15 protein-coding genes and 1 tRNA gene are annotated in these 22,731 nt (G+C 39.0%); 7 read left to right on the top strand and 9 right to left on the bottom strand.

Translation table 11 applies throughout. The features are described from left to right. Window positions 1-3: 3 nt before the first annotated feature. Together ggt and JXQ92_RS14980 are read right to left on the bottom strand one after the other, a co-directional pair. A complete protein-coding gene (gene ggt / locus JXQ92_RS14985; protein WP_421987447.1) occupies window positions 4-1,689 on the bottom strand; it encodes a gamma-glutamyltransferase in 1,686 nt (561 codons plus the stop codon). A 2-nt stretch (window positions 1,690-1,691) separates the two neighbouring features. Continuing rightward, window positions 1,692-2,378, bottom strand: a complete 687-nt coding sequence (locus JXQ92_RS14980; protein WP_421987446.1) for a LiaF transmembrane domain-containing protein — start codon at window positions 2,376-2,378, stop codon at window positions 1,692-1,694. A gap of 131 nt (window positions 2,379-2,509) precedes the next feature. Here JXQ92_RS14980 and JXQ92_RS14975 point away from each other — a divergent pair. From JXQ92_RS14975 to JXQ92_RS14950, 6 genes are all read left to right on the top strand, one after another. After that, window positions 2,510-2,593 (top strand) — tRNA-Leu (locus JXQ92_RS14975). A gap of 352 nt (window positions 2,594-2,945) precedes the next feature. Next, window positions 2,946-5,873 carry an SdrD B-like domain-containing protein gene (locus JXQ92_RS14970; protein WP_421987445.1) on the top strand — a complete coding sequence of 976 codons (2,928 nt, stop codon included), beginning with the start codon at window positions 2,946-2,948 and terminating at the stop codon, window positions 5,871-5,873. Further along, window positions 5,873-6,724: a hypothetical protein gene (locus tag JXQ92_RS14965; protein ID WP_421987444.1), complete on the top strand. Its 852-nt coding sequence runs from the start codon at window positions 5,873-5,875 to the stop codon at window positions 6,722-6,724. The genes JXQ92_RS14970 and JXQ92_RS14965 overlap by 1 nt, the downstream gene beginning before the upstream one ends. Before the next feature lie 159 nt (window positions 6,725-6,883). Further along, window positions 6,884-7,507: a hypothetical protein gene (locus JXQ92_RS14960; RefSeq protein ID WP_421987443.1), complete on the top strand. Its 624-nt coding sequence runs from the start codon at window positions 6,884-6,886 to the stop codon at window positions 7,505-7,507. 109 nt (window positions 7,508-7,616) lie between these two features. Next, window positions 7,617-8,171 carry a hypothetical protein gene (locus JXQ92_RS14955; protein WP_421987442.1) on the top strand — a complete coding sequence of 185 codons (555 nt, stop codon included), beginning with the start codon at window positions 7,617-7,619 and terminating at the stop codon, window positions 8,169-8,171. Between the two features lie 57 nt (window positions 8,172-8,228). Further along, the gene (locus JXQ92_RS14950) at window positions 8,229-9,281 is read left to right on the top strand and encodes a M42 family metallopeptidase (RefSeq protein ID WP_421987441.1); all 1,053 of its coding nucleotides are present in this window, start codon (window positions 8,229-8,231) and stop codon (window positions 9,279-9,281) included. Between the two features lie 6 nt (window positions 9,282-9,287). On the opposite strand, the gene crcB is transcribed toward JXQ92_RS14950, so the two are convergent. Genes crcB through JXQ92_RS14930 form a run of 4 tightly spaced genes read right to left on the bottom strand, consistent with a single transcriptional unit; the run spans window position 9,288 to window position 13,243 of the window. After that, window positions 9,288-9,662 carry a fluoride efflux transporter CrcB gene (crcB, locus tag JXQ92_RS14945; RefSeq protein ID WP_421987440.1) on the bottom strand — a complete coding sequence of 125 codons (375 nt, stop codon included), beginning with the start codon at window positions 9,660-9,662 and terminating at the stop codon, window positions 9,288-9,290. Further along, window positions 9,662-10,105, bottom strand: coding sequence for a hypothetical protein (locus tag JXQ92_RS14940; protein ID WP_421987439.1), 444 nt, complete (start codon window positions 10,103-10,105; stop codon window positions 9,662-9,664). The genes crcB and JXQ92_RS14940 overlap by 1 nt, the downstream gene beginning before the upstream one ends. After that, window positions 10,102-10,728, bottom strand: a complete 627-nt coding sequence (locus JXQ92_RS14935) for an ACP phosphodiesterase (protein ID WP_421987438.1) — start codon at window positions 10,726-10,728, stop codon at window positions 10,102-10,104. Before JXQ92_RS14935 ends, JXQ92_RS14940 begins: the two co-directional genes overlap by 4 nt. Window positions 10,729-10,750: 22 nt before the next feature. Further along, the gene (locus JXQ92_RS14930) at window positions 10,751-13,243 is read right to left on the bottom strand and encodes a DUF5916 domain-containing protein (protein ID WP_421987437.1); all 2,493 of its coding nucleotides are present in this window, start codon (window positions 13,241-13,243) and stop codon (window positions 10,751-10,753) included. 281 nt (window positions 13,244-13,524) lie between these two features. On the opposite strand from JXQ92_RS14930, the gene JXQ92_RS14925 reads away from it, so the two are divergent. Continuing rightward, complete coding sequence (locus JXQ92_RS14925; RefSeq protein ID WP_421987436.1) at window positions 13,525-14,214, top strand: class I SAM-dependent methyltransferase; 690 nt, start codon at window positions 13,525-13,527, stop codon at window positions 14,212-14,214. Window positions 14,215-14,221: 7 nt separating this feature from the next. On the opposite strand, the gene JXQ92_RS14920 is transcribed toward JXQ92_RS14925, so the two are convergent. The 3 genes from JXQ92_RS14920 to JXQ92_RS14910 all read right to left on the bottom strand — a co-directional run bounded on the left by JXQ92_RS14920 (window position 14,222) and on the right by JXQ92_RS14910 (window position 22,731). Beyond that, window positions 14,222-17,101 carry a hypothetical protein gene (locus tag JXQ92_RS14920; RefSeq protein ID WP_421987435.1) on the bottom strand — a complete coding sequence of 960 codons (2,880 nt, stop codon included), beginning with the start codon at window positions 17,099-17,101 and terminating at the stop codon, window positions 14,222-14,224. A 16-nt stretch (window positions 17,102-17,117) separates the two neighbouring features. After that, complete coding sequence (locus tag JXQ92_RS14915) at window positions 17,118-19,841, bottom strand: hypothetical protein (RefSeq protein ID WP_421987434.1); 2,724 nt, start codon at window positions 19,839-19,841, stop codon at window positions 17,118-17,120. Between the two features lie 85 nt (window positions 19,842-19,926). Beyond that, entirely contained in the window at window positions 19,927-22,731 is a 2,805-nt protein-coding gene (locus JXQ92_RS14910) for a hypothetical protein (protein ID WP_421987433.1), read from the bottom strand.

Here is a 22,731-nt window from a genome sequence, read left to right as displayed (position 1 = left end):
GGATCAGTACCCTGCGGCTTGTCCATCCTTTCTGGATTCAGAAGCTCCGAAATACACCTTATTAAGTTTATCCCACATGATGGCTTGGTATCCACCATAACTCCCAACATTCCAAGAAATTTTGTGTCCAAGTAACACCAGTTTACGAATCACTTCATAATCAATTCCACTTTCCAATTGCAGTGTACCTCCATCAGTCATCATCTCACCAGTAGGCTGAGATGAACCGGTATGAAGAATTCTCGGTGCATCACCAGCTTCTTGAAGGTTCATGCCAAAATCGATCATGTTAATTACAATCTGTGCATGTCCTTGAGGTTGTGTAGCACCACCCATTAGCCCGAAACTCACAAATGGTTGACCATTTTTAGTAATAAATGCGGGGATGATTGTATGGAATGGTCGTTTATGTGGTTCATAGACATTAGCATGACCAGCTTCTAATGAAAAGAGTTCTCCACGATCCTGAAGAATAAACCCAAGCCCGGGAGGAGTCATTCCTGAACCCATGCCTCTATAATTGCTTTGGATTAAAGAAACCATATTGCCCTCTTTGTCCGCTACTGTCATGTAAATAGTGTCTCCATCTTTTAATTGGCCAGCGGGTACAGATTTAGCGGCTTTATTGGGGTTTATCAGCTGTCTTCTTTCAGCGGCATATTCTTCAGAGATTAACCAGTCGATAGGAGTCTTGTAAAAGTCCATGTCAGCATAAAACTTTGCCCTATCTTCAAAAGCTAGTTTTTTAGCTTCGGTAAAAGTGTGAATGTATTCTGTACTCCCATACCCCATTGATTTCAGGTCAAAGCCTTCTAATATTTTTAATTGTTGAAGTGCTGCAATGCCTTGACCGTTTGGAGGAAGCTCCCAAACATCGTAACCTCTATAATTAATGCTTACAGGTTCAACCCATTCTGACGTATGATCGGCTAAATCTTTTTCGGATAAAAAGCCTCCCATTTGATTCATATAATTAGCTATGGTTTTGGCAATGTCACCATTATAAAATGCATCGCGGCCACCTTCAGCAATTTTTGAAAGCGTATTTGCTAAGCCTGGGTTTTTAAAGACTTCTCCTTTCGCTGGAGTTTTCCCATTGGGCATATATACTTCTTTAAAACCCGGAAAGCGTTTAAGGTTTGCCGCACCTTTTTCCATGTACCAAGCGATGAGCTCACTGACAGGAAAACCGTTATTAGCATAATCGATAGCCGGCTGAAGGATATCTTTCATATCCATAGTACCAAACTTACTATGCAGTTCAAACCAACCGTCAACGGCACCGGGTACAGAAACTGGCAGCGGACCGTAAGCAGGGATTTTTTCATAGCCATTACTTTTGAAATACTCTAGTGAAAGATCATAAGGAGATCTGCCAGAAGCATTCAGTCCATGAAGTTTTTGCGTTTTAGCATCCCAAACAATGGCAAAAAGATCGCCTCCTATCCCATTGCCAGTCGGTTCAACTAGTCCGAGCACCGCATTCGCCGCTATAGCTGCATCAATAGCATTTCCGCCTTTTTTCAGGATGTCCAATGCTACTTGTGTAGCTAGCGGTTGACTGGTGGCGGCCATTCCATGTTGGGCAATTACTTCAGAACGCGTTGCGAACTTTCTACCAGTGATTCTGTCTTGAGCCTGTAATGCAAATGCGCTAAATGTCAGCGCTACAATCAATAAATATTTCATACTTAATTCGTTAATTCTGCTCCTCCAAAAATAATTACACCTGTAATTATAAGCGTTTCTGGTTTTTCTGGGTTGTATGCTTTTACAACTCGCTTATCCGTTAGCGCACCAAAAATACTGGTAGCCTTTACTTCTACATTCCAATCTGTAGGTACTCTTATTTTTGACCCACCAAACATATAGAAAAGGTCTAATTGCCTTGATTCAGTAGAAAGCTTAGACATGGTTAAGTCTATATTGGATCCTCCAAATACTGCGGTTAAACTTCCTCCTTTAAAATTATCACTATTGACAACTTTGTCACCACCACTAAAAATGGCAGTATCTTGGATCGTATCTTTTTCATCGAGATGGTTCTGATTCAGGTCGTCCGCTGTTACTGGTTTTCGGTTAAGAATGTAAACACCAATGAAAATGAATGCAATTGGCCAAAAATCCCAGATTGAAAGATTTACCCTGAACCAATCATCTAGTACAAAGAAGAACCCAAGTACAAAAAGTATAATTCCAGCTTTTTTATCCTCCTGAGTAAAAAAGAAGAAAACACCAAGAAGCATGAGTATATTTTCCCATTGAAATAGAAAATGTCTGACTTCCCACGGAAGTAGCCCTAAATTCTTAGCAGCTATTGAAGCACCAATTGCTACGAGTATGATTCCTAAAAGAGAGTTTTTATTGATTTTATTCATTTTTCACTGTAAAATCTAAAGCTAGAAAACTCATTGAGGTTAAACAACGGAGATTTGTTGAAAGGTGGTGACTTCTTATTTGAATTACCTCAATTCTTCTTTACTTTTGGCAACCCAATTGAAAAATCCATGCGCACGTGGTGGAATTGGTAGACACGCCACCTTGAGGGGGTGGTGCATTAACTTGCGTGGAGGTTCGACTCCTCTCGTGCGCACAACCTTGGCAGTATTGCCAAGGTTTTTCTTTTTCTGGAGGCTAAGTGTATTGAATACACTTGCATCTATTCAAGCATCCTTTGTAAACGATTTATTATTGTATGCCCGAGATAAATGAATATTCGATTTATCGCTTCAGTAAGATTGAAATTATTAAACCCTATCTCTGTTTAGGTCAATTATTTGAAAAAAATTGATTTTTATACATACAAAAGTTTGTTTCTGGCATTAGGGTTTCAACAATTCGTCCTCAGAAAGACCTGAAAGCAACGTAATTAGGTCAATTCGTATTGTGCAAAATCGATTGAAACTTTTATATTTGACATACCTAACATCGAGAACTAACTTATTTTGACTACGCGTCACTCTAGACTTTGGAGTTTCCTCTCCATTGCCATGATTGGTGCATTATGTTTGATGATCACCAATATCGGTTTCGCTCAAACTAATGGACTGAATACGGCTTTAACCCTAGACTTTTTAAAGTCTGGCGGAACTGCGTCTGCAGATGATGTTGTGACCAATGTCATTAAAGCTAAAAACAGAACTACACGTCCCTTAAGATTTTCATTAGACTTATCATCCCCATCCGGTTGGAAAGTGGTTAATAACCTCGAAAAGGTTCATGTCGTTGCGGCAGGTGATTCTACCTTTATTCCTATCCGATTAGTACCGTCTAAGTCGACTAATGGTAACACAAGCTATTTTATAAGCGCTACAGCTTATTCTCAATTTGGTGACGCCTTGGCTTCCAGTGCTTGGTCAGTGGAAGTGAAGAAGGTTTCCAAATGGAATATGCTTGTAGAAGAAAGGGAGGTATACTTCACAAATGATTCAGATAGCGCAAGTGTTCATGTAAGGTTGGTTAATGAAGGAAATTCTGTCGAAAGATTGAGAATTAATCTATCTACAAATATTAGACTTGACGTTTTGGATCATGAATGGAAGCGAATTCAAGATAATGCCATATATGCTGAATTGCCTGTTGGTCTAGATAGTACGTTTGTTCTTAATGTTCGTGTAAGTGAAGATAAAACAAAAGGATACTTTTTTACTGATACACCTGACGATGAACAGGAACAATTAAATAATAGGAAGTATCGTCTTCAGATTAACGCAGCAAGTGTTGACGACATAGATAGAGTAAAAGGAAGAAGAGTAAGCTTCACCAAACTCTCTAACAAAGCAAAATTCGATTCTGGTAAAGGAAGTGCTATCATTCCACTCACAGCTGAATTAAACTCTTATAATATTCTTTCAAACTTTACTAATTTCTCTTTAGACCTAAGAGGAAACGCCGATTTAGGCAGTCAAAGGTTTCTAAGTTATTACTATCAGGCGATAATCACGACTAGTTTAGTAGGTGGTACTCAGGTAAGAAGTGCCAATCGATTTGTTCAATATTCTACTCCAAAGTATTCTGCCGCAATTGGCGGTATTGGCGAGAACCTCGGAGTTTTCATTAACGGAATGGGAGCTAAGGGGAGCTATCGATTTAATAAGTTTGAAGTCGGAGCTATTTACGCAACTAATGCCAATAGAGGTGGGCGTCTCTCTCGAAACGACCTTACTTATTTAGGAGGTAGATTAAAGTATGAAGCTAAACAAGGCAGTAACATTGAGCTACAATATGTTAATCAAATCGATAATTTCAACGTTATCGACAGTCACCTTTTTAGAATACAAGCGAATCATAAAATTGGGAAGCGTCACCGTATAGGTATTGTAGGTGCATACAGTATTCAAGAAGATAGTTATGATCCAGACAGTGTTTTTCAAACGCCTGGCCAAGGGGCTGAACTAAGATATTACGGATCATTTAATAAGCTGAATATTGGTTTAACAGGTGCGTATTATTCCGATACATTTTTTGCACAGAGAAGTGGAAGTCGGCAATTGGCATTAAATGCAAGGTATCCGTTGTCGAATGGATCTAGTCTTAGCTTTAGAGGATCAATAAATAGTAATCAGCCTGTGAGGTTCTTGCGAGGCAATCTTTTTACAAGTCAGTTAAATAAAAGAGATCGCTATGAATTGCGCTATGAATGGAGATTGAATAAGGCTACTATGAATGTGTCTCCTATTTATCAAGATGACGAAGTATTAGGCTTACGTGTTAAAACTTCCGGGTTAGCCGCTGGGTTGAGTAGAAATAACGGTAAGCGTTTCAGAGTTTTCACAAGATTTTTTGCAGGTTTTTCAGATGCTCCTGAATTTGAAATAGAACCCTTTCCTGTGGCGCGGTGGGAAAACAGGATCCGCTATAAAAACTTAAACTTTGTGGCGAGGTATAATTATGGCCCGGCCACGGTTACAGAAAACATTCGTGTAATCGAGGATAAGATTAATCCTCAATCCGTTTTCATTTCAACATATGCATCACTTTACTTCCGAAAGCAAGGTCTCTTATTTAGACCTAGAATTAACAGTAGGTATGAGTCGGTTTTTGCGCGGTGGCGAACAAACGTGACGGGAGAATTCGTCTATTACGCTAAGAGTGGATATACCTTCACAATGGCTACGGAGTTGGTGTCGGTAAAGCAAGGTGAGAGCCCTATAGCTCTACAAAATCAACAACAAGGAATAGACGGTGTATTAGAGCCATTCAATCAATCGAACATGTTCTTGCGATTTGGAATCAAAAAAGATTTTGGGTTTAAGCGACCTGGAGGTAAGGCGTTTGATTTAAAAGTTTTAGTCTTTAAGGATGCTGATGGAAATGGTAAAAGAGACAAGGGAGAAGAATTCGTTGATAACGTAATGATCACCTTAAAAGATCAGACTGTGATGACGGACTTTAATGGTGAAGCCAGTTTTGAGAACTTAGAAGTGGGAAACTATCTGGTTAAATCAAAAATGTTGAGTGATAACGAAGGGTGGTTTAAAGCGGGAAACAATCCTGTCTTAATGAATAAGAGCCAAACCTTACTTATACCATTAACGAGAGGTGTGCAGATTACAGGTAGTGTGATTGCGCAAAAGGCCGCCTATTCAAGGTCTTATGATGATATTAAATTAGGTGGTATTCGGGTGTCAGCTATTGGGGTTGATGAACGTGTATACTCAGGCATTACTGATCGCGACGGAAAGTTTAAGATTTATGTTCCTTTCGGAAAGTATGTAATTGATGCCAGTTCTTCTACAATTGATGAGCAGTTTCAATTTGCTCAAGATTCTTATCAGTTAACGATTGACAATGCAGATTCAAATTACGAACTGACTTACTACCTGATAGAAAAGAAACGAAAATTGAATATTAAGAAATTCGACAATAATTAATGATTAATAATATGAACATCAACGCCAAAGACTTGAGGTCATTGAAAATTATTTCAATGATGTTATTGCTGATGACTTATTTTACTTGGGATTCAGCTGCACAAAAGATTTCTACTTCGCCTACAAGGATTAACTATAAGGTCACACCTGGTGGATCCGGAACAAGTAGAATTACGGTAGCTAATAATTCTGCAGACCGCCAAGGCTTCCAAGTAACTTTTGGTGATTTTTCGGCAAACGTGGCCGGGAAGAGTCAATTTTCAGCGCAAGGCACGCAATCTCGAAGTTGTGCACAGTGGCTTACAGCTACTCCAGCAGTATTTCAGTTAGAGCCAGGGGAAACGCAAGAAGTTTCCGTATTGATGGATGTACCGGCAGATTCTGCGGCGCTAATTGCGAGATGGGCAGTGGCTTATGTACAATTAACAGCACCTGAAAATGACGGGCAGGGTAGTGGAGAAGGATTAAAGGTTCAAGTGAATCAGTCTTATCGTTTTGGAGTTTACATTTTCCAGACCCCTCCAAGTGCAACGGATTCAAGAGGCGAAATAACAGGCCTTAATTATGCCGAGAATAAATTCACGGTGAAAATGAAGAATGCAGGAGAAACATTTCTTCGTTGCAACTCATACATCGAATTAACAAGTCTTTCAACAGGTGAGACTAAACGTGTGACTACGCGAGGTTTTACCATGTTGCCAGCTTTAAACAGAAATACAATTTTTAATATTCCAAATGATACGCCACCTGGTAGGTATTCCGTACTGGCGGTGATGGATTATGGAAATAGAGATGAAGTAGAAGCTGCTGAAATGGAGATTTTAATACCCCAAAGGGGAAATAATAAATAATGTTGGATTTAAGTACTTATACAGTAAAACAAGGCTATTGTGCTGATAACGAGGACGTGAGAGAAAGAGAAATGTCAAAATGTTTTACTGTTAATTTGTATATATGAAAATAAGTCCATACATTCACGTATCGAAACTTTTAACCTAAACATTTATATCATGAAAAATGTAATTAAACTAAGGATGTTAGCCGCTGTGGCATTGGTATCCTTCGCGTTCACTTCAAATGCGTTCGCTCAACTTCCAACAGACAATGAGAATGTATATGTCTCTTTGGAATTACAAGGTGTGCTTGACCTCACTTTGGTAACAAATCCTAATTTGGATTTCGTATTCAGTACTATTCCTCAGTACCAAAATGGTATTACTAAAACGAATGCTACTGAATTAAGAGTAGAAGCTACTGTAGCTTGGGACTTAACTGTAAATGCTGAAACTGCTATTTGGGAGAATTTCGAAACGTATTCTTCTGCTGGTAGTACTGCAATTCTATCTGACATCATTGGTGTTAGAGCTATTGATGCTGCTGGTAATTCACTAATTGACGGTGGTGGAGTAGCAAATACTTATTTTTCGTTAACAGGAACTGATCAGTTACCAATTATTGGTGATGTAACAGGTACTGTAGATGCAGGTGATGCTCCAGGAGTTCCAGGATCTTACCTGACTTCTCCTGATACTCATCAGTTCAGAGTAGATTACAGATTATCTCCAGGATTAGATACTTATACTGCTGGATACTACGGAATTAACCTAGTATACACTCTAGCAGAAGACCTTTAATAAAAACATAACTATTACTAAGACGTAGTAAATAAGTTAGTTCGATTTATGTTGATTGGTAAAAGGGGTAACAATATTGTTACCTCTTTTAATATTTATAACTTTATGCATGCGGACACTGGTACTGGCGACGGTCTTGCAATTCTTTATGGTCTTTGGAGTTTCAAGTCAAACCATTGACTTGACAATTACTAAGGGTACTGATCTTGTTTTTACTTTCAATTCTATTAGAGCTTATACCACAGGAGCTATCCTTGGTAATGCCTCAGAAATCACTGTAGAATCTACTGTAGAATGGGATTTATATGTTGGTACCCAAACAGTAACTCCTGGTTTTTGGGACCTTATTCAATCTTACTCTGACGCTGGCGATGACAATGTTCCAGTAAGCATACTATCCATTCGGGCAAATAGCCCAGGCTTGACTTCTCAAGAATCCGCTTTTTTTCAACTTCAGGATATTGCCAACCCAACCTATCTCATTGGTTCAACAGGAAATGATGCGACTACAGGTTCTGGTATAGGCACAAATGATCCCGGTGATTCTAGCACCGACCCATTTACTCATCGTTTTAGAATAAGTTATCGATTAACCCCCGGCTTTACTTATTCGCCTGGTATCTATACAATGGAAGTTCTTTTCACTATTGCGGAGGATTTGTAGTCCTCAACTTCACTCTCACCTCCTTTACTATTATATTCACAACAAATCTTATTTGTTATGGCATTGAATATTCCCTTACTCAAAAATATCTGTGAAATCGCAGGGGCCCCTGGTTTTGAAAAGCGAATTCGTGATTTGGTAATTCAAGAGGTTTCCTCGCTTGTAGATGAGTTGAGCATTGATAATATGGGAAATGTTATTACCATAAAAAAAGGTGTTAATAACCCTGAGCATAAAAAGGTTATGGTTGCGGCTCATATGGATGAGATCGGATTCATTGTATCGCATATAGATGATAATGGTTTTCTTAGATTTCAGACTTTAGGAGGTTTTGATCCAAAAACGTTAACGGCTCAGCGTGTTATTGTTCATGGTAAAAAAGATGTTATAGGGGTAATGGGAAGTAAACCCATTCATGTGATGACGGCTGAAGAACGCACGAAAGTGGCGAAAACGGCTGACTACTTCATCGATTTAGGGATGCCAAAAGAGGAAGTTGAAAAAGTAGTGTCGATAGGAGATCCTATCACACGAGAGCGAGAATTGATTGAAATGGGCAATTGCGTTAACTGTAAGTCTATAGACAATAGAGTCTCCGTTTTTATTCTTATCGAAGCTCTTAGAAATCTTAAAAATCATCCTTATGATGTGTATGGTGTTTTTACGGTTCAAGAAGAGGTAGGCTTACGTGGAGCGAACGTTTCTGCCCATACGATTAACCCAGATTTTGGCTTTGGTTTGGACACCACGATTGCATTTGACCTACCAGGCGCACAACCACACGAAATGGTTACGGAATTGGGAAAAGGAACAGCGATTAAAATACTAGATGCTTCCACTATTTGCGATTATAGAATGGTAGCCTATATGAAAGAAATAGCCATCAAAAATGACATTAAATGGCAGCCAGAAATTCTTGTGGCAGGAGGAACAGATACGGCCGGCGTTCAGCGCATGGGGAAAAATGGTGCTATTTCTGGTGCAGTTTCAATCCCCACCCGTCATCTGCACCAAGTAATAGAAATGGCGAGTAAAGATGATATTCAAGCCTCTATTGATCTATTGATAGCTTGCCTGGCTAACCTAGATCAGTACGATTGGAGTCATTAGCAAGGTTTAACCTTTAGTCAGCTTATAGCCAAAATAAGCGGCCAGTAAGCCAACGATTATACTCAAGCCGATATATAGGATGGCTTGAATCGGTTTGCTGGAAAGGAAGAGGTTATGACTTTGAAAGGCGAAGGTCGAAAAGGTGGTGAAGCCACCGCAAAACCCAGAAATTAACAACAGATTCATAGATGAGCTGAGCAATTTTTCTTGCTCAGCGAAACCCGCTAGTAGACCTAATAAAAGGCACCCTAAAATATTGACGACAAAAGTGCCGTAGGGCTCAAAGCTTTCGATTTGCTTATGTAATGTCTCTTGAAGTAAATAACGAAGTGCACTTCCAACTCCACCACCTATGGCTACTATGATGAGGTTTTTAATCATCAGTCTTTTACCTCCTTTTTCGGTGCCTTACGTTTTACGTATTTATAAACTTTATCGTAATTGCTATTTTCTTGGTTGGACAGTTTCACATAGCCTTTATTTAAAAAGACCAATTTAAGCTGGCGGAACTCTGTTTTATTCGTAGTTACCTTGGTTTCTTGCCATGCACCAAGATTCTTAATCTCCTGGGTGCTTTTAAAGAACCGGAAAGGGAAATAAATATGTACCAAATCGTGGCTAATTTTGATCACTTTGTAGCCAAAAAGGAGTTTAGATAAGAGAATACTAGTAGTCAAAACTAAAATTCCCAGCATAATATAACGCCAAGTACCTTCAGCATCGCTTAGGATTTGTCTCAGAAAATAGAGTGAACCAAAACCACATACAATAGTGAAAATTGTAAGGGAAAAAATAGTCTTGCGCTGTGGCTTAGAAATGATCATTGAGACGAATTAATTAAATCTTCACGAAATTTTGAAATATGTACCTCAATCTCCTTGAAGAAAGACATGAATTCACTTTCAAACTCACTATCAAATTCTTGTAAATCTTGAATGGCATACTCCAGTTTTGAATCAAATTTGGTTCTTCTTGATAAGCCTTGGAGTGCCCTATGAATGCCCTCACGTTTCCCGTAGTTCACCAGCCAGTTTCCTCGAATCATATAGGGAAGCATTTTTTGTCCACGGGGTGGTATAACATCCCAATAAGATTCAACTATTTGATAACTCATTTGGGCAAAATCAGTCAAGTGGGTACTGGAATAAAGTTCAAAGTTTTTGGCCAAATAGTGGTCGTAGAACATATCTACTATTACTCCGGAATAGTGCCTGTACTTTTCACGCAATCGGTCTTTGCTTAAAGCAACAATGGCATGATTATCAGTATAGAAGTCAATTTCCCTATGTAGAAGCACGCCTTTACCGATCATTGGATCTAGTGTTTCGTACTGTTTCCCTTTAATAAAATCCCCTATGAAATTGCCAACCTTTATTTTAGGGTTGTTACCAGAGAGTAATAAATGAGCTAGGTAATTGATATTTTTCCTTTTAACTAAAGGTATCAATGAGTCTAAGGATTCCCAAGACTTACTTAGTGAAGATTTTCTTGATGTTCAGATAATCAAGGAAGTATACCAATCTGATCGTTATGGTATCAAAATTAGGTGCGTTGAACGTATTGTTGAAATTATCGAAGAAGTCCAACTCCGTATTGATGTCGTTTGTGCCGATAGATCTTTTCCAAATTGCTCTGATTTCACTACCTGGAGAAAACTGCCAGTTGTACTCCATGTCTATATTGAATACGTTGAAGTTTCTATCATGAAGAGGGTCATTAGTGGTTTCATCACGACCTGTGTAATTAGAATCTAATAATTCATCTCCTTCTGTCAACTCTAGGAAATTGCTATACTCTACTCTATCCCAATTGTGTCTTAAACGGAATGTTACTCCCATTCTATTGGAGAAGATGTATCTAGCATCAGTTGTCGTGGTCAAACGTTTTCTATCTCTAACTCCAAAGATCACGTCGGTTAGACCTCCTTCATCATCATAAAAACGAGTTACATAACCTCTGTTGTTCTTGCGATCCAAGATGTCAATACGTTGTGTTATTTCGGCTCTTTCTCCAATTCTGATTCTACCTGTTAGGTTGAAAGAGTTTTCGGTGAAATCCCATTCCGACCGAACTGTTCTTCTGAATCTACCATTCACACTTAGCTTCTTTCTGCTATCAGAACGAAAGTTCATCCCGACTTGAAGGCTCTCAGGACGTCTGAAAACATAATCGGCAACCCTTGATTCAAAGAAATCATTACTTGATCTTGGACTACCACCAATTTCACCTGAAAGTGACCAGAAGTTTCTAAACTGGCCATTGATATTCAAGTTCATACTCATGTTTGTAAATTCCTGAGTTGCATATAACTGGTTGTAGTTGGTATTTAATCTTACTGACCAGCTATTGAAAATACCTTGAGGTCTGAATTGGTTGTAAGAAATTTGCCCACCATGTTCCAATTTGTTAGCCCTTCTTAAAAAACCCAAGTCGTTAATATCGTAATCATCGGTCTCTACATTTCTTTGTGCATTGAACTGAAAGTTTCCACGTGTTTTGGCAATGGAAAGGTTATACTTATAACCAGTCTTGTTATTACTTGTTGCCGTCTCAATGTCATGTGATATGACTTGGCTGTAAGAATAAGAGCCTCCAAAACGCCATGTCAATGAAGGGTCATTCAGTCTTAGGTTAAGGCCAGTTACATTAGCATCATCTCCATTTTTACCTCTCCATACGTTAGAATTCGTAAGTGTTACACTTGAATTGTTCTTTAAATTTTGATCAAGTACCAACAAGTTGAAGTTTGTCATAGGATCGGCTTCGACCTGTCTGACTTCTCCAGTTTCTGAGTCTTCTACTTCAACAAAGGTTCTATCCGTAACAGCGTTAAATAAGCCAATACCAAGGCCGCTGTTGGTTCTTCCAGTAATCTTACTAGCATTTATGAGCTGGGCCGCTTGAGGGCTAGAAGTTATTACTTCATTTTCCCCTAGTGTCTCCGTTAGATTGCCAAAAGTGGAGCCGATTCTTCTTGAGTAGAAGATACCCGCTCTGTTGAATAACTCAACACCTTCAGTGAAAAACTGTCTATTTTCGTCAAACCGAACTTCGAAAGGAGATAGGTTCAGCACTTGATTATCGGAACGCACTCCACTAAAATCCGGTATGAGCGTCATGTCTAGTGTAAACGCATCATTAATACCATATTTAATGTCCATGCCGCCATTCAACTGTGGCGTTACAAAGCCAGTTTCTGTCGATCGACTAATTACAGTCGAAACATATGGATAAAAGAAAAGTCGTGTTGGTGTTTTAATATTTTCGAGATTCTTTACTTGGCCGGCTTGATTTAAAAAACCATTGATTTCGGGGTCAATTGGATTCCAAAAAGAATCTTCATTAATAGATGTTGATTTTCTGAAGAAGTTAATACCCCATTCTTGAATATCGTTTGATTTGAACCTAAGTACTGCGTAGGGAATTTTGAATTCAACTGTCCAATACTCATCAGAAATCTTAGTCTTTGAAAGCCATACAGCATTCCAAGCCCGATCGTTTCTCCATATACGCTCATTTCCGCCATTGGAATAGCGTGCATCGTATTGCACCCCTGCGACTGTAACGAAAAGCCCAACACCATTTAGCCCGGCATTAAAGGGATCAATTGAAACGCCGAAGTAATCTGAATTACCAATATTATCTCTGTTGGTTAAAAGATTAAATACGCTGTCTCTTTTTTCATAGAGTTTAGCAGAAATATAGATGGCTTCGTCATCGTAAAGAAACCTTACTTCTGTTTTTCGAGCAGATGCGTCACCTGGTGATGGTCTTCTCTGTACGAAATCAGTGAGAATAGGAGCTGTTTCCCATGCTGCTTCATCAAAAATCCCGTCAATTTTTATTTTCTCGGATGTTCTAACGGCATCAAAGGTTTTTGGGTCGCATTGTGCGCTTAAGCCCATGCTAAAACTCAGTAAACCACTGATAATTAAACTAAAAGTAAAAAGTGCCTTCGTCATCCTTATTTATAATCAATGCAATTTGCCAAAAATGGGGTCAACAGTTAAATGAAAGTTATCCTAGAAGTAGATATTTGGTTTGAATGGTAAATGCTCAATAACTTGTTGTTAATAAGCGCTTTATGTCTATTTGTCTAAGGCCTATCTGGAGCTGATTTTTATTTGTTTATACATGCATATAACAGGTATTGTACTGTAATGTTTAATTGTAACAGAATTTTATTTTGTAGGCTATTTTCATGACATTTTGATTTACTGATTGATATGTTCTTTTTTGAAAAATGAACCCTTATGGCACTGCCCTAAAAGCATTTGGTGAAGAGAAAGCAACATCACCTTTGTTGCTCCATAATTCTTATGGTGAACCTGAAGAAATGCCCATTTGGTATTTTTTTAGAGAATATGAGGATATGCCTGAACTTGAAAAAATCGCATTATCGGTTTGTGAGGGGGAGGTGATAGACGTTGGTGCCGGTACAGGTTGTCATACCTTGTGCTTACAACAAATGGGCAATGATGTAACAGCGATTGATGTGGACGAACAAGCAGTTGAAATTATGAAGGCATCTGGGGTTAAAAATGCTTTGAATACCGATTTTTTCGACTTAGATGAATCACGTCAATACGATACCATTTTAAGCTTAATGAACGGATTGGGTTTTGTTGGTAAACTTTCGAGGCTCACCGTATTTTTAGAAAAGGCGGCTAAAGTTCTAAAGCCAGGTGGACAAATAATCATTGACAGTAGTGATATAAGCTACTTATATGAAGCGTCTGAAAAACCCAAAAACCAGTATTTCGGTGAGGTAAGGTTCCAATATGAGTACGAAGGCCTGAAAGGAAAGTGGTTCGACTGGGTTTATATCGATTCTGATACTTTGGATCGCGTAGCTTTTGAAGCTGGCTGGTTCGTTTATTTTCTTCACACGGATGAGAATGGCCAGTACTTAGCAAGGCTTATTCGAAAATGAATTGTGCTTAATTCTCTAAGGTTACTCTTTCATTCAAGACCAAGTATTCTGTTGTCGCTGTCCCTAATTGGCCATTATTTCCTACTCCTTCAATCAAGATTTGTATTATCTGTGGTCTGTCTGCATTGTAGAAAGAGAATTCTGCATTTCCATTTTTATCAGTCATTAGCTTAGGGTTCCAAAAAATAAGGTCCCTTGCATCAGGAACTACATCTTCTACACGCTCTTTAGTGTTATATATTGGTCTATAATACTCATCTGGCTTATTCTCAAATTTCCCAATATGATGATAGCTCTGGATGAACGTTTTTCTATTGATAATAGCATTTTCCGTAGTTACTAAAATAATTGGACGTTCCTGAGACTCTCTGATGGATATGGATTCGACATTGGTAAAGTCAATTTGATTGGGGTCGTAATCTAAGTAATAAGGTTGGCCAGGTCTAAGTCCAGCTATTATTAATTTCCATACGTCAGAGGTGAGTTCAGCCGCATTAAAAGGAATTCTTGAACATTGACAATTAATGCAGAACTCGAAGGGAGCTCTGGTATTGTAGCTTATTATGGTTTCAGAGATCGGTTTTTGACCAAGCCTTTGTCTATACAAAAATGTTCCTTGAGCCATCTCAGTAGTCAATATGGCGTACTTAGCAATAGCAGCACCTTCCAGGCCAGTTAAATTTACTTTTACCGGCCTGCCAAAATCATCATTACCTTCGAATTTCTTTGGGGTTATACCTGCAAATGGAATATTTCCTATTCCATCTATAAGTGGACTCACTTGTTTCAGTAAGGCTAATAAACTAGTGTCATTTCGGTCTAATTGGGTGGCCGTTTTAGTTACCCACCCTTCTGGCTCCCTTGAGAAAACACTACAGCCATCCGTTGGAAGTCTCTGGTCGGTAACATAAACTGAATTAAGTAAAGTGGCACCTTGAAACTGTTCTCGCCTCACTTTTACATTTGATAAGTACACGTCGTTTTTAACCAGTGTCTCTCCTCGATTAATTACATCTTTTTGAAAGTCAGTATTTACGAACAGGTACTTTGAATCAAGTGCAATGTTGGGCCGATTAAGCTTTTTATCCTGTGATCCAATAAGGGTCAAAGTATCACCAAGTCCTTTCATTTGTGAGGCAACTATTTTAAATCTCCCTGTCGTATCAACGGGATAGCTTTTCATAGTCTGGTATAACTCACTTATCATTTCAATGTTGGTATCTAGAAAAGGCTTGCTATTGTCTCTCTTTAGAAGTGTCCTTCCAACAATGGCTTCTGGATCTTCTATGGTGCTAGGGCTATACTGGCGCCAACCGTTGGTAAGCATTACTAAGTTTAACGCCGTTAAGGACTTCTCTTGATTGGAAAAGTAAAAATTGGGGGTAGGTATAGATCCTTTAAGTTCAGAGTTCAATAGGATTTGCGCCTGTAAGTTCGGTTGCTCGGATTGGGGTTTCAGTGCTCGTGATTTATAAACGGCACTTATCGAAAAATTACCAGCTACTGGACTCCCATTACTATCTACTGCCGTAAGCTGACCATCTACTTTTTCACGTCCTTTGTAGACGCTTTTATCGGTTTTAATGTTGATTGATAGCTGATCATTGGGCTTTATAAAGATAAGTCGTTCTGCAACGTGACGCTTGTCCCTGGTGTAAACTCTGATAGCATATATACCCGTATTAAGTTTATCTATCGGTATTCTAATTAATTGTTGTGGTTGAAAGCTGAATTCAAATTGCCCTGCTGACCTATCATTTTTTGTCAGTTCGAAAATACCAGCTTTGCCTTCAAGGTCTTTGCTAGATTGAATCAGAAGACTAATAATGCTCGAAGTATCCAATGAGTCAACAGAAATGCTTATTCCTGAAGGTTGAACTTCAGGTAAGTTAAATTTTGAATCACCCGAGCGACCTTTGATTTGGAAATGGTAAGCGGTATTTGGCTGAGGAGTCAGCCTAAACTTGCCCATGCCTTTATAATAGCTAGTTATGGATAAGATTTTATCACCATTGTTATCCATTAGGTCACCTTCTATATCCACTGGTAAGCCCTCCGAATTGATCGCCTTGTAAGCAATACTATTACTAACACCCGCAACTAAATTACCTCCTTCAGGAAAGAATTGTAGGTCGATGGTCTGCTGCGCTGATTGGATCGGTATTTTTAGTCGGCTAGTTTTTAAACCACTCCTTTTAGCCTCCAATAGTAGATGAAGCTGTTTTCCTGTAGCGTTCAGGTTTTCCAAATGTACTTGACCTTCTCCTTTCTCATCCGACTTTGTTTCACCGGATGTAATTATTTCGTTATCATCCCATATCTCATAGCCCAGGTTAAAGTCTTTTACTGCCTCACCAGTGTATGCGATAGCATAATCAACTTTTAGTGAGGAGTCATCTTGGTGTACAGCATTTCTCGTGAGTGACTTTAGATTGATTATATCTGATTGATTGGACCTAATGTAAATCTTTTTACGAAAGACTTGGTCAGCATCTGAAGCGGCCATTTGACCACTATAAGCATGCAGCATATAGGAACCCTCTTTCGAAGGTAAAACTATATTTCCATGAGTCAGAGCATTCATAACTGACCACGAGGAGCGGTTTACCCTCTTTTTGTTCTCGTCAGATATGACCACATGAAGTGCTAAACTTAGGTCTGACAGTTGATTGAATCGGTTGAAGACATAACCTTTGAACCAAAGGGTATCCCCAGGAGCATAAACTTCTCTATCTGTAGTGACATAACTCTTTTCAATGACCTGAGCATTACCATGAAAAGAGAGTAAAATCAGCCAAAAAACGATAAAGTATCGCATATGCTTCGGGTAAAGTGTGAGTTGAGAAGTTAACATTCTCAAACTATTTAACGCTAGCGTTTCTCGCATTGTTTAAAGGTTTTTACTAACGGTTGTCCTCCGTTTGCGGTCCTTCTAAGACTTTGTATGTGCTCGTACCAAAACCTAATCTGCTGTAGCCATCGACCCCTTCGACGGTTAGCTTGATTTCATTTGGTCGGTCGGCATTGTAGTATGTTATTGTGGCTTCTCCATTTTCATCGGTAAAGACATTGGCCTGCCAGAATATGGTGGTTCTTAAATCTGGCACTGGGTCGTTTCTTTGCTTTTCCGTTTCGTAAACGGGCGCGTAAAATTCCTTCGTGTAGTTCTGGTAGGTACTATGAAAGTACTTCATATCAAAGATAGGCTTATAAATAAGCTGATCATTGATGGTGTTTATATTGACGAGTGGAAAAGTCCAGTCCGCAAAAACAATATCTGTACCATTAGCGCCTGTCTCAGCCGACCTGAAAGTGGAATTGATTGAGATAGATTCGATATTACTCCAGTCAATTCTATTGAGTACTTCTTGGGCAAAGTATTGACCATCAACGGTCTCAAACCCTCTCATTTGAGTAAATTCAATTACTTCCATGGGTTCACAATTAATCTGAATCCTCATTGGGGCGCCATCTGGAGCAGCAGGTATTTCGTTTGATAGTAAAGCATCATATACCATTGGTTGAAGCCTATTGAGTGGCTTAAAGTTTCCAAATTGTTTTACAATGGGGCTTACTTGTTTTAAGAGGTAGAGTAGGTTAATGTCCGTCATATCGAGTTCTTCCACTCTTTTGGTTACCCATGGTTCTTGGAAATGGTAGTCTCGTAATTCACAGCCTGTATTTGGCAGTATTTTGTTTCCTTCAACCACCACTGAGTTGAGCAATAGCGTATTTTGAAAACGATCAGGTTGGAGTTTGTGCTCTTTTCTGAAAATGAGGTTATCGGTTAATAGTTTGCTATCGCTATGGTAACTCAGGTAGTTTTTGAGCCCGATTGATTTTTCAATTCTTTTCTTTTGGTCGGGCCTAAGGCTAAATTTATCTTTTTTGCTAGTTTTCTCCGAAAATATCAGAAATGAGTCTCCCTTGTCTTTCAGGTAGGTTGCAGGAATTCTGAAAATGCCTGAAGTATCAACGTCGAAATAATCTATACCTCCATTCCTTAAGGAAGTAATAACTACCTCTCTATCTGTCAGCAACCTTTTCTTACTATTCATTTTGTGTAAGCTACCCGAAATACCTTCAGGCTCTTTAAGCTCTGAAGGTTTATACTTTCTCCAACCATTGGTCATCAAAACGAGGTCTAAAGCAGGCAGGGACTTTGGATCATTGCTAAAGTAAAAATTTGGCTTTGGAATATTGCCTCTCAGTTCAGAGGCTAAAAGCACCTGCGCCAGTAAGTTGGGCTGTTCACTTAAAGGGCTTTTGCTCCTAGCGTCATCAATCGCGGATAAGGATAGGTTGGCTTGAATTGGTAAGCCTAGATGATCTGTTACTTTTAGGTTGGCGGTTACTTTCTCTCTTGATTGGTAGGCTTCTTTATCAGTTTCTATGGACACTGTTAAGCCTTTGTCTGGGTTGGAAAAAAGGAGCCTTTCGGCCAGTGGAATATCATTTTCGTTTAGAATGGTGATTCTATATATGCCGACGTTCATATTGTCAAAAGGTATCTTCCAAAGCGATCTTTCACTAAGCTTAAAGTTTAGAATTCCAACTTGCCTTTCGTTTCTGTATAGCACCAATTTACTGTTTTGATTATAGAGGTCAGGGCTTGCTTTTATGACTGCATATTTACTGCTACTGTCATTGTTCACTACATCTGCAATGCTTAAGCTAACGCCTGAGTCAACCCCATGTGGTAAGGTGTAGGTGGAATCTAGTAATTCAACTATGTACCGTTGGCTTGACTCAGGAACAAAGGAGAATTCTCCCATTCCTGCAAATAATGATTGAATATTGGCTATTTCTTCACCATGCTGATTGAGTACTTTACCCCGAAAGTCAAAAGGCTTACCATTTTGGTCAATAGCCTTGAAGGCGACTTTATTCTCTAGGCCATTAACCAAGTTTCCACCTTCTGGAAAAAACTGTAAGTCGATGTTTTGCTCCTTTACAGGAATGGGGACAGCTAGTTTTATGGGTTTTGTGAGCCTTTTGTCTTCGCTTTCGATGAGCAATGTAAGGTCAGATGCCTGCGGGTCGATATCTTTTAAATTGAGCACTACTTTACCTTCTGCAGAAGTTTCTATCCTTCGCTTTCTCGAGGTTTTATCACCATTTATGATTCGGTAGGTTAGTTTAACTTCTGGTGCTGAATTATTGGCAGAGAACCGGGTAAAAATATCAACAAGGTTTTGGTCGTTAGGAACAAATTTTTCAAACCGAGGGAAAGCGAGCAACTGAATTTCATCTGCTATTTCTGATCGCACAAAGAGGTCTTTGCTGAATATTTGATCGGGTGGACTTCCGATCATTTGTCCGCTAACGGCCATGAGCCTAAACCTACCTTCCAACATTGGGGCAACAAAATAGCCGTCTGTTATGCCACCATTAATTGGCCAAGAGGTATCGAGTAATTTGTTGCCTGCTGCGTCTACCATTAGCACATGATAGGCTATGCTACTAATGGAAAGTGTATTGTCAGTATTGAAGACATAGCCTTTAAACCAAACCGTATCGGAGGGCGCATAGATGTCTTTGTCTGTGGTTAAATAACTCTTTTCAATGACTTGTGCATTGCTAAGTAGCGAAAGGAAAATCAGCCAAGAAACAATAAAGTATCGCATATCCTTCGGGTAAATTGTGTGTTGAGAATTTAAGATTCTCAAATTGTTTAACGCCAGCGTTTATCGTATTGTTTGAAGGTTTTTACTAACGGTTGTCCTCCGTTTGCGGTCCTTCTAAGACTTTGTATGTGCTCGTACCAAAACCTAATCTGCTGTAGCCATCGACCCCTTCGACGGTTAGCTTGATTTCATTTGGTCGGTCGGCATTGTAGTATATTATTGTAGCTTCTCCATTTTCATCCGTGAATACATTGGCCTGCCAGAAAATGGTTGTTCTTAAATCTGGTACAGGATCTTTACGTTGCTTTTCAGTTTGGTAAGCCGGAGCATAGAACTCTTTTGTATAATGCTGAAACGTACTATGGAAGAACTTCATATCGAATATAGGCTTGTAAATGAGTTGATCGTTGATTGTATTGATATTTAGAATTGGAAAAACGTTCTGCGCATGATCCATCCATGTGAGAATTTGTGTAGTTGTATTGATAGAAATTGACTCAATGTTTCGAAGATCAATCCTGTTTACGGTTTTAGCGAAATTGTATTCCCTTTCTGTAATAAAAGACTCGCTCGAATTCATAGGGCCAAGCGTGCTTCCCCAGGGCTCTTGGTCTTCAACGGCTTTGCCGTTTCGTTCAGAATTGGCAGTAGTAACTTGACTTACTTCTCTTGCTGGCCCACTGCTTACTCTTATTACTCTGAATTCAATCCTCGGTATGGGTACACAGTTTATATACACTCTCATTGGCCATGTACCATGCAATTTATGCCTACTGAAAACAGCATCTCCGTCACCACCAACGGTCTCATAGGGGTTGACTTGTGTTATCATATCAACTATGTTATAATCACCTAGATCTAATTCTTCTCTGGTTTTGGTCGACCAAGGTTCTTTGAAATGATAATCTTCCAGTTTGCAAGATCCATCAGGTAATAGGCTCTTCCCTTCCACAACTACAGAATTTAGAAGTAGTGTATTTTGAAATCGATCTGGTTTTAATTTAAAGGTGCGCTTGTATAGTCTTAAATCTGATTGAAGGCCATCTTCTATAACACTCTGTGTATAACTGTAAAGTGCTTGGTCTTTAGCAATTCTTTTGGTTTGATTAGGGATTAAACTGAACTTATCTTTTTTGTCGTTTCTTTCAGAAAATATTAGAAACGAGTCTCCTTTAGCTTTTAAATAAGAAGATGGAATGTTGAAAATGCCACTGCTATCTACCTTAAAATAGTCAATACCTCCATGTCTAAGAGATGTCAGAATAACCTCACGGTCAGTGAGTAACTTCCGTTTTCTATTGGTTTTGTGCAAGCTACCCGCTAATCCCTCGCCATCAATTATAATACTGGGTACATATCTTCTCCAACCGTTAGTGAGCATTACTAAATCGAGTGCCGGTTCAGCCTTTTTATCAGAAGTAAAGTAGAAATTAGGTGTCGGTATATTCCCTTTCAGATCGGAGGTTAGTAGTATTTGGGCTAGTAAATTCGGTTGATCAGGCATTGGACTTTTTGTTCTTACTGCATCAATCGCCGCAAAGGAGAAGTTGCCTTCTACAGGATGACCGTCTTTATCAGAGACGTTAATTTTAGCTTGAACAAGGTCGCGAGCACCATATTCTTTTTTATCAGTCTCAATATTGACTTTTAATTGGTTCTGCGAATTGGCAAAAAATAGTCTTTCAGTAATTGGAGCATTACTTTCATTGGTGACTCTCAGGTTGTAAACTCCAATCCCAAGGTTTTCAAAAGCAATTTGCCAGTTTTCTTGTTCTGAGAAAGTAAAATCTACTTCGCTGAGGATACTGTGGTTTTTAGCAATTATAAACTTTCCTTTTTGTCCGTAAAGGTCTGGAGAGGCTTTTACGACTGCATATTTTTCTGAGACTTCTCCTTCTTGTATTATACTCAGCTGAACCCCAGAATTTATGACTTTAGGAAGTTTGTAAAGGGAGTCGACTTTATAGGGTTCATTTATTTTAAAAAAATAAGCGTCGTCGGACTTTGGGAGAAAGTTAAAGCTGCCCATGCCTTTATAGTAACTTTCCGTTGCAGCGACCATTTTACCATTTTCATCTACAACAACTCCTTTAAGGTTAACGGGGGTTCCATTTTTATCTATGGCTTTGTACGCAATTTTATTAATTATTCCGCCAATCATTTGGCCACCTTCAGGGAAGAATTGTAGATCTACTTTTTCTAATTTGACAGAGATCGGTAAAGCAAGCTTAACTGGTTTAGTCAATCGTTTATCTGAGCTTTCTATCAGTAACGTAAGGTCTTCTTTTAATTGACCCTTGACCTTTTCAAGGCTCAGTGTAGCTTTTCCATCTTCTGATGTTTTTAATCTTCCTTTTTTGAGTGTTTCGCCCCCAGAAAGCAGGTTGTAAGTCAACTTTACATCAGGGGCTGAATTGTTTGTAGAATACCGAGTAAAGATGTCGATCTCATTTTCATCACTAGGACTGTAAGTTGTGAATTTCGGGAAGGCCTGTACATCAATCTCATCAGCTATTTCAGAGCGAATAAAGATGTCTTTTTGGAAGGTTTGTTCTTCCGGACTTCCGATCATTTGGCCGCTAACAGTTATAATTCTGTATCGCCCCTCGTCTTTTGGTGCTACTAAGTATCCGTTTGTAATACCATCTCTAAATTCCCAAGAAGTATTGAGTTTTTTAACTCCTTCTCCATCGATCAGCATGACGTGAAGGGCAAGGCTGGCTTCGGAGAGTTGGTTGAGTAAATCGAAGCTGTACCCCTTAAACCAGATGGTGTCCTCTGGTGCATAAATATCTTTATCTGTTGAGAGATAAGCTTTTTCGATGACTTGCGCTTGAATGCTAAAGGCCAGGGTGAGTAGAATAAGTGATATAATGTAACTTCTCTTCAT

It is taken from the genome of Roseivirga sp. (genome assembly GCF_049099775.1).
In the GTDB taxonomy this organism is placed as follows: Bacteria; Bacteroidota; Bacteroidia; order Cytophagales; family Cyclobacteriaceae; genus Roseivirga.
This window is presented reverse-complemented; position numbering and strand designations above follow the sequence as displayed.